The 460-nt window shown below is 55.7% G+C and carries 1 protein-coding gene; it reads left to right on the top strand.

Annotated features, from left to right (window positions below):
• Positions 1-350, top strand: a 350-nt coding sequence (locus tag O7A05_RS34145; RefSeq protein ID WP_337097804.1) for an FkbM family methyltransferase, incomplete at its 5' end; no start/stop codon positions are given.
• Positions 351-460: the final 110 nt, after the last annotated feature.

Here is a 460-nt window from a genome sequence, read left to right as displayed (position 1 = left end):
GCACGGGCGCAGATATCTGCGCGGAACTCGATGTTACCCATATCCGATTCCTCAAGGTCGACACCGAAGGCCACGACCTGAAGGTGATTGAAGGCTTTCAGAGCCTTCTCGCGTCTGGCAGCATCGACGTGATTCAATTCGAATATAATTACATGTCGATCTACTCGCGAACCTTCCTTCGGGATTTCTTCGCCGTGTTGACGCCGCAGATGCGGATCGGCCGCCTGCTGCGTGACAGAATCGAGTATTTTGCGTATGCCCCGGCTCTGGACAATTTCATTCAGGCGAACTTCATTGCAGTCCGAGCCGATCTTGCCGAAGGCGAACTCGCCTTCCTCTCGCGGCAATAGACCCATGGCAACCGTGTCGAGGGCCCTGTGAGCGTCTCCTTGATTATCCTGTCGGGACTCATCTTCGCCTTGGGAGTCGTGCCTTTTATCCGGCCGCGCAGCGTTTTCGA

It is taken from the genome of Mesorhizobium argentiipisi (SeqCode), from assembly GCF_037179585.1.
Taxonomy (GTDB): Bacteria; Pseudomonadota; Alphaproteobacteria; order Rhizobiales; family Rhizobiaceae; genus Mesorhizobium; species Mesorhizobium argentiipisi.
The sequence above is the reverse complement of the archived record's forward strand: the minus strand, read 5'-3'. Positions and strand labels throughout refer to the sequence as shown.